The sequence below is a fragment of the Microcystis sp. LE19-195.1E genome, assembly GCF_027532095.1.
Classification (GTDB): Bacteria; Cyanobacteriota; Cyanobacteriia; order Cyanobacteriales; family Microcystaceae; genus Microcystis; species Microcystis aeruginosa.
Genome location: NZ_JAPZSZ010000031.1, coordinates 1 through 6727 on the forward strand (window position 1 = coordinate 1; position 6727 = coordinate 6727).

A 6727-nucleotide genomic window follows, 5' to 3' on the forward strand; every position below is an offset into this window, starting at 1 on the left:
TGACTTCGTTTCTCAGGAATTGAGAGCGGCGGAAGACCCGGAATTTGAAACCTTCTACACTAAAAATATTCTGCTTAACGAAGGTCTGAGAGCTTGGATGGCTCCCCAAGACCAACCCCACGAAAACTTTATCTTCCCTGAAGAAGTATTACCTCGCGGTAACGCTCTCTAAGGATGGCAAGAAAATTTACCGAATAGGGGGAAGGGTGAAGTTAAATCACCCTTCTTTTTTGTTGATTAACGCACCTCAAGCAACTACTACTCATTTTCTGGATACCCCTGTAAGATAAACTAGAGAATTTCTTGGAGATAAAGAGAATGTTTCGCCAAATTTTATTATCTAGTCTCGGTTTGTTGCTAATTTATCCCCTGGGGAGCGAGCCAGCAGCGGCCAGAACCATGAGAGTTAATTGTGAAAGTCAAAGCGGTCGCACTACTCGCTGTCCCGTGAACGCTAGATGGGCCCAAGTAAGATTAACCCGCACTCGCTCCGCTGCTCCCTGTGAGGGTAATTGGGATTTCCAAAACGGCAATATTGTGGTCAGAAATGGTTGTCGGGGCGAGTTTGAGGTACGCATGGACGACCATGACGGTAATTTTGGTGGCGGTTGGGAAGGTAATGTTTACGAAGAATTTCGCCTCCCCAGTATCGGTCGTTTTGTCGTTGATCGCCGCAGTTATTATGATAGTGGCAGAATTAGAGAATTTGATGCGATCGTTAATGGCAGTCGCGAGCGTTGGTGGGCCAATTGTCGTGGTGGCGAACTCGGCAGCGGTAGTCGTCGTATCCGCTCATCCCGGGAAATCGATCGAGTAGTGGACTTTGTTTGTGAGGATCGGGGTTAACTACAGAAACCAAAAACCTACCTAAAGCTTTTTAAAGTTACTCATTCCTGTAGCTATACAACTAAAATAAGTAACTTTTGCCACCGATAGATTTTAAGAACGTTATCAGGTAAGCTAAGACCCACTTTAACCGCCTATTTTTAGATTACCTGAATCTCTCCCAATCTCTTGACTTGCCTCGAACAGTAGCTTGAGAAAACTAAAATCCTTCGCTTTTGCGAAAGAAATCCATCATCGTCATCGGTGTTTTCTCTAGCATCGATCGCTCACTTTTACTTAGTTGCTTAACCAAATTTTACCAGGCTGACAAAAAAGCCTTAAAAATCAACATAATAACTTCCTAAATTTTACGATCTATTGGCTGTATTTAACTTCAGTTCGGGGTACAGCGTTGCTCATCAAGATGAAGTGTAAACTAATTTGGTATCGACCACCGACTCCCCAAAACGAAAACTGCCTACCTGATCATTAAGATAGCTGCTGTAAGAAACCCGTTTTCTTGATCTGCTGCTAGAATTCAAGTAGATTGGAGGAAAATATATGGAGCCGGCAAACACCTTAGATGCTCTAATGCTCAAAACCATCATCAAGGAAAGCGTCCGCGAAGTTATGCGGGAAGAATGGTTTAAATTCTTCGAGATGCTGATTCCCTATGTTGATGATATAGAACAAGCTGACATAGAAGCAACCTTTAATCCTGTTGATTACAAAGACGACGGCTTCGTTGATATTACAGGCTGGTTTAATCGTGAAGATCAGGATCAGTAGATCAGCCAATAAATTTTTGGAGAAACTAGATGCCAATAGCCGAAAATCTGTTTTGACTAAAATTGGTATTCTCAAAACCTGCCTTGAAACTCAAAACGTTTATCCCCCTGAAGAACTTGATATCAAAAAACTTAAAGGTGAGTTAAAAGGAGACAGACGAAATCTTTATTTATGAGATTAACTTTAGAGGCAATATTGACGATTAATTAAGCGATTAGCAACGTTCGCATTTACCAATTATTTTCGATCCTTCTTTCCGCAGCCATCTAACTTTCATGGGTTAATTTAGCCAATACTGCTTCTTCTTCGTCAGCAAAGTATCCAGCTTCGACTTGGGCCACTGCTTTCTTAATTTTCTCGCCAGCAGCCAGAATAATCACCCGATCTTGACGATTACTAGACTTCTGACATAATTAACTTTTGAGAGTTCAAAAATGGGAAAAATAGGGATGAAGTTGCCTAAAATCTCTTTATGCTTAGTTCTCCTGACTACCAGATCCTTGCTCCTCTCTCTGAGGTTTACTGGTCACTGATTACTGATCCCTGATTAGAGAATACCCGCGTTAGAAAGACCGAGAACCAGTCCCGCACCGAGAATATGGCCAAAACTCATGGTAGCCAATAATTCCGGCAGACCGAAGCTTTTTTTCGAGGCTAACTGCGGCAAGGGTAAAGCAGGGCCTGCTCCGGTATTTTGGATAGCAAAATAACCGATAACGAACGCTACTAGGTTAGCTAACGTCATGGTAATCCCGACGGATAAATTCCAGGGAATGGTTTGAGCAGTGGCTAAAAGTAAGGTGGAAGAGATCATTTGCGCTCCAGTCTTGATAAGATTTTGTTAATCACAGGGCATTATAAAAAGCTCTTGACCCGAAACTGCTTTTTGTTTGAATACTTAACAGTTTTTGTAACGTTTTGTGAATAAGATTAAATGCGAATTAAAATTTGCGGCATTACCCAACCGGACCAAGGACGAGCGATCGCTACTTGCGGAGCTACGGCCTTAGGTTTTATCCTCGTACCTAGTTCGCCTCGTTACGTCAAAATCGAGCAAATTAACGCCATTATCGCCGCAATACCCGACAAAATTGATTTTATCGGGGTTTTTGCCGACGAGCAACCGGAAATTATTCAGCAAATAATTATTAAAACCCCCTTGACAAGTGTGCAGTTACATGGTAAAGAATCTCCCGAATATTGCCAAAGGTTGCGGCAATTATTACCCGACCGGGAAATTATCAAAGCTTTACGGATTAAAGACAGAGAAAGTTGGGAAAAGTCGGCAATTTACTTCAATAGCGTCGATACTTTACTGTTAGATGCCTACCATCCCCAATTGCTCGGCGGTACGGGACATACCTTAGACTGGCAAGCCTTAGCCAGTTTTTCGCCCCCCTTGCCCTGGTTTCTGGCCGGAGGACTCAACCCCGATAATATTAGTGAAGCTTTAACTCGGCTGCACCCCCAGGGTATTGATGTGTCTAGCGGCGTTGAGCGATCGCCCGGTGATAAAGACCTCAAAAAAGTCGCCCTCTTGCTAGAGCGACTGCAAAAATTCAGGGATCAGTGATCAGTTAGAAGGTTTTGGGTGTTGGGGTTTTAGTTGAATTCCCCCATTTCCCCATTTGCCTGACTAGAAGAAATTGGGTTTATGACGGATCAGGTTAAGATACTCCTCGCGGGTTTTTTGCTCGTCTTGGAAGACTCCTAACATGGCGCTGGTGACAGTCCAGGATCCCGGTTTCTGCACCCCGCGCATTACCATGCACATATGGGTTGCTTCCATGACGACTGCAACCCCTTGGGGGTCGAGAATTTCTTGAATCGCTTCGGCAATCTGACGGGTGAGGCGCTCTTGGACCTGTAAACGACGGGAATACATTTCCACAATGCGGGCTAATTTACTTAATCCGACCACCTTTTGGTTAGGAATATAGGCAACGTGGGCCCGCCCCATGAAGGGTAACATATGATGTTCACAGAGACTAAAAAAGTCAATATCGCGCACTAATACCATCTCATTATGACCTTCATCGAAGATCGCACCATTAACGAGGGTTTCTAGGGATTGTTGATAGCCTTGGGTGAGAAACTGCATCGCTTCGGCCACCCGTTTGGGGGTTTTTAATAAACCTTCTCTTTCGGGATCTTCCCCCACCGAGATCAGGATATTTCTGACCGCATCCATCATCTGTTCTTTGTTTTCGTCGGAAGTTGGATGAATTTGAGCGGTTTTGCCATTGTGGGTGTTGCGATCGGGGCGAGTGGTCACGCGTGCTTGAATAGCGTCGGTTAAATTACCGTTTAAACCGTTAGAAGAAGCTATGGTCATAATGAAGAGGCCTGTAGGCGAATTGATTGATAAATAGAAGTATTTCGGGTTATAATGCCCCCGCACTGGGCATAATGGTCATCGTTTCCACTACGGCCTGTTTGGGCAGTAACACCGCTTGCAGAATGGCCTGAGCGATGATATCCGGGGTTAACATGGCCGAGCGATCGAAATCTGCTTTGACGCTATCGCTGTCCCAGATGGGAGTATTGACAGCCCCGGGGATGATAATCGTGATGCGAATGGCGTTAGCCCGCTCCTCGATCGCTAAAATGCGAGAAAATGCCACTAATCCCGCTTTGCTGACACTATAGGCCCCCCAATCAGGGAAGAAATTATCGGCGGCGATCGAGGAAACGTTAACGATCGTGCCTCCCCCCTGTTGACGCATGGCAGGTAAAATTCCTTGCACACACTGATAAACACTGGTTAAATTGAGATCGATCACCCGCTGCCAGTCTGACAAAGGTGTGTCAGCCAAGGAGTTTGTGTAACCCATGCCAGCATTATTGATCAGGATATCGATCGGTCCGGATTCTTGGGCGATTTTAGCGATACTAGGAGCTACTTCCGGGATATCTGCCAAATCTAAGGGGTAAGCTTGGGCTGATACGCCTAAATCTGCCGCCATTCCCGCCACGGTTGCCAATCTTTGCTGATCGCGACCGATTAAAACCAGATTAATTCCCGCCTTGGCGAAAGCGAGGGCGGTTTCTTTGCCGATGCCGCTGCCGGCTCCGGTGATCAGCGCTCGCTGTTGACGAATAACAGAGTTCATGGTATAGTTTGAAATCTCTTAATTCTTGGTAGTTAGGGCAAAATTTTGGCGGTTAGGGGAACCCTAGAAAGGTTTAAGGGAGTTGGGTTGGATCGGAGCAATTTTTCTCGCACCAAAATTGCTGCGGCCCACCCGGGCGGGGGGAAGCATTGACTATCGGGTAGGTTCAAGATTAAAAATCGTTACAAAATTTTACCTAGCCAATTATAGCACTGTTAAGTCAGGGATCACTAATTTTTGTGTATATTTAGATATCTAACCAGCGAGGGGAAAAAGCGGACTGGTGGGCGAGAATTCTTGAGGCTGTCTTTGTCTGGAACTCCCTCCCCCTGCGCTGAAAACTACTCACCAGAGGAGATGGCAGCGGTGGGTTGAGTGCGATTGACAATCACCACTTGATCGCCGATCACGGGACTTCTAGCGAGGAGAATTCCCTCGTTATCCCTCATTTCCAAGCGGCGAAAATCGAGACTTTGGCAACGTTGAAAAACCGAATTAGCCAATTTATCCTGTTGTGATGCCTCCAGACTATACCAATTATCGCCCAAAATAACTACTAGACGACTAGCCAAAAAATCCGCTTCTACGGTAGAAATAATACCGGCGGGATAACGAGTAGTTAAATCGGTAATTTCCGCTTGAATGGCTGCGACTAAACTTTGTTCGGGAGTTAATCGCGGTTTTGCTTTGGTAATCGGGACGGGAATCGGTGCCTCTGGTGCGATTAATTCTGGGGGAGTTTCGATAATTTCCCCGGCTGCCGGGGAAGGACTAGAGACAACTTCAGGCATATTTTCGGCAATTTCCGCAGGATTTTTCGGTAAACTGACCACCGCTACTAATAGGATAGTGACTAAACTTCCTGTTAACAAGCCGGTAATTAACCAATCGGGAATTTTTTCGCTAATTCCCCCCGGTAAAAGTCGGCGAATTTTGCTCAAAATCGTCGTCCACCACCCTTCCACCTGCTCGAAATCCGGTAAAATATCGTCGATTCCCTCCGCTGCTTCGATTGGAGAATCTGGGGTTAAACTTTGCTCAACTTCTGCGAATTCATCTGGTTTTAAAGCAGCGGCTAACTGTTGCGTTGAGTTAAGAAGATTATCAACAGCAACTTTTGGGGGTAACACTGTCCCCGTTCCCGTGTTAAGTTGGGAAACGATCGAATTTAACTGCTCGATCGCCTCTTGTAGTCGGATCACTGTTTCTGCTTGGCTGAAATTCTCTCGCTCATTTGGTTGAGTCATAATTAATTCTTCTTAACCCGCTGCCATTCTTTTTCAAAATATCATTCTATGCGCCGTTTTCTCGGTTTTTTAACCAGTATTTTCCTTGTCTTCCTGACTGCTTGTGGTAGTGTCACTCCCCCGCAAGAATTTGCCCCCGACGGAGAAATCGTCGCCAAAGCCCTTTTATTACAATTTCGTCACACATCCGATCGCCTTAGTCAATCTTTACAGATCGATGATCCGCAGGTAAAAATTGCTAAAATTAATGTCACCAGTCTGGAACCGCTTTATGTGGGCAATTTACCCGCTTATCACTTGCAGGGAGATTACGATCTAACTCTACAATTGCCCCATCAAAAAGATACCAAACAACACAACAATTTTGATCTTTATTTACAAAGACAGATCGAGGGGAAAACTTGGCGTTTACTGGAAGAAGTTGCCTCACAATGGCGCAGCTATTTAGTGAAATAACCGGAAAAAGCCAGGGGATTTTGCTAAGTAGCTGGTTATAATTAAATTGAAGATAGATTTTGGGTTCGATCCCCCCTGCCCCCCTTGATAAGGGGGGTGCCGATAGGCGGGGGGATCTACCTTAGCAACGACAATCCTCAAAGGGAGAGTTTAGCGATTTTGACATCCTCGCCGCCCTAAAAGTGCGGCGATTCCTAAACCTCACGATTTAAGTTTCTGCTTCCACCACCGTCGCATACCACAGTTAAAAAACCATGTACTGTCTTACACAGAGTCCACAGACTTTCGCCCCATTTC

10 protein-coding genes are annotated in these 6727 nt (G+C 45.2%); 5 read left to right on the top strand and 5 right to left on the bottom strand.

Annotation, left to right across the window (positions count from 1 at the left end):
- From O9300_RS02285 to O9300_RS02295, 3 genes are all read left to right on the top strand, one after another.
- Positions 1-172 (top strand): photosystem II protein D2 (locus tag O9300_RS02285; RefSeq protein ID WP_271931852.1); only part of this gene is annotated, 172 nt, incomplete at its 5' end.
- Positions 173-318: 146 nt separating this feature from the next.
- Positions 319-846, top strand: a complete 528-nt coding sequence (locus O9300_RS02290; protein WP_287969802.1) for a DUF3011 domain-containing protein — start codon at positions 319-321, stop codon at positions 844-846.
- A gap of 540 nt (positions 847-1386) precedes the next feature.
- Positions 1387-1614 (top strand): hypothetical protein, encoded by a 228-nt coding sequence (locus tag O9300_RS02295; RefSeq protein ID WP_002756856.1) that lies wholly within the window; start codon positions 1387-1389, stop codon positions 1612-1614.
- 266 nt (positions 1615-1880) lie between these two features.
- Here O9300_RS02295 and O9300_RS02300 read toward each other — a convergent pair whose 3' ends face one another.
- Together O9300_RS02300 and psaK are read right to left on the bottom strand one after the other, a co-directional pair.
- Complete coding sequence (locus O9300_RS02300) at positions 1881-1994, bottom strand: CopG family transcriptional regulator (RefSeq protein WP_287969804.1); 114 nt, start codon at positions 1992-1994, stop codon at positions 1881-1883.
- A gap of 167 nt (positions 1995-2161) precedes the next feature.
- On the bottom strand, positions 2162-2428 hold the full coding sequence (gene psaK, locus O9300_RS02305) for a photosystem I reaction center subunit PsaK (RefSeq protein WP_287969806.1): 267 nt from the start codon (positions 2426-2428) through the stop codon (positions 2162-2164).
- A gap of 120 nt (positions 2429-2548) precedes the next feature.
- Here psaK and O9300_RS02310 point away from each other — a divergent pair, with 120 nt between their 5' ends.
- Positions 2549-3187, top strand: a complete 639-nt coding sequence (locus O9300_RS02310) for a phosphoribosylanthranilate isomerase (RefSeq protein WP_079208965.1) — start codon at positions 2549-2551, stop codon at positions 3185-3187.
- 63 nt (positions 3188-3250) lie between these two features.
- Here the strand turns inward: O9300_RS02310 and folE are convergent, their stop codons facing one another.
- The 3 genes from folE to O9300_RS02325 form a co-directional block, all read right to left on the bottom strand.
- Positions 3251-3949, bottom strand: coding sequence for a GTP cyclohydrolase I FolE (gene folE, locus O9300_RS02315; RefSeq protein ID WP_002738197.1), 699 nt, complete (start codon positions 3947-3949; stop codon positions 3251-3253).
- 49 nt (positions 3950-3998) lie between these two features.
- Positions 3999-4727, bottom strand: a complete 729-nt coding sequence (locus O9300_RS02320; protein WP_287731870.1) for an SDR family oxidoreductase — start codon at positions 4725-4727, stop codon at positions 3999-4001.
- A gap of 341 nt (positions 4728-5068) precedes the next feature.
- On the bottom strand, positions 5069-5974 hold the full coding sequence (locus O9300_RS02325) for a hypothetical protein (RefSeq protein WP_287969809.1): 906 nt from the start codon (positions 5972-5974) through the stop codon (positions 5069-5071).
- Positions 5975-6022: 48 nt separating this feature from the next.
- On the opposite strand from O9300_RS02325, the gene O9300_RS02330 reads away from it, so the two are divergent.
- Positions 6023-6430 carry a hypothetical protein gene (locus O9300_RS02330; RefSeq protein ID WP_147069516.1) on the top strand — a complete coding sequence of 136 codons (408 nt, stop codon included), beginning with the start codon at positions 6023-6025 and terminating at the stop codon, positions 6428-6430.
- Positions 6431-6727: the final 297 nt, after the last annotated feature.

Excerpts from the sequence above, each read along its gene's own strand:
- O9300_RS02290 (WP_287969802.1), top strand. The coding sequence starts at position 319 with ATGTTTCGCCAAATTTTATTATCTAGTCTCGGTTTGTTGCTAATTTAT.
- O9300_RS02295 (WP_002756856.1), top strand. The coding sequence starts at position 1,387 with ATGGAGCCGGCAAACACCTTAGATGCTCTAATGCTCAAAACCATCATC.
- psaK (WP_287969806.1), bottom strand. The coding sequence starts at position 2,428 with ATGATCTCTTCCACCTTACTTTTAGCCACTGCTCAAACCATTCCCTGG.
- O9300_RS02310 (WP_079208965.1), top strand. The coding sequence starts at position 2,549 with ATGCGAATTAAAATTTGCGGCATTACCCAACCGGACCAAGGACGAGCG.
- folE (WP_002738197.1), bottom strand. The coding sequence starts at position 3,949 with ATGACCATAGCTTCTTCTAACGGTTTAAACGGTAATTTAACCGACGCT.
- O9300_RS02320 (WP_287731870.1), bottom strand. The coding sequence starts at position 4,727 with ATGAACTCTGTTATTCGTCAACAGCGAGCGCTGATCACCGGAGCCGGC.
- O9300_RS02325 (WP_287969809.1), bottom strand. The coding sequence starts at position 5,974 with ATGACTCAACCAAATGAGCGAGAGAATTTCAGCCAAGCAGAAACAGTG.
- O9300_RS02330 (WP_147069516.1), top strand. The coding sequence starts at position 6,023 with ATGCGCCGTTTTCTCGGTTTTTTAACCAGTATTTTCCTTGTCTTCCTG.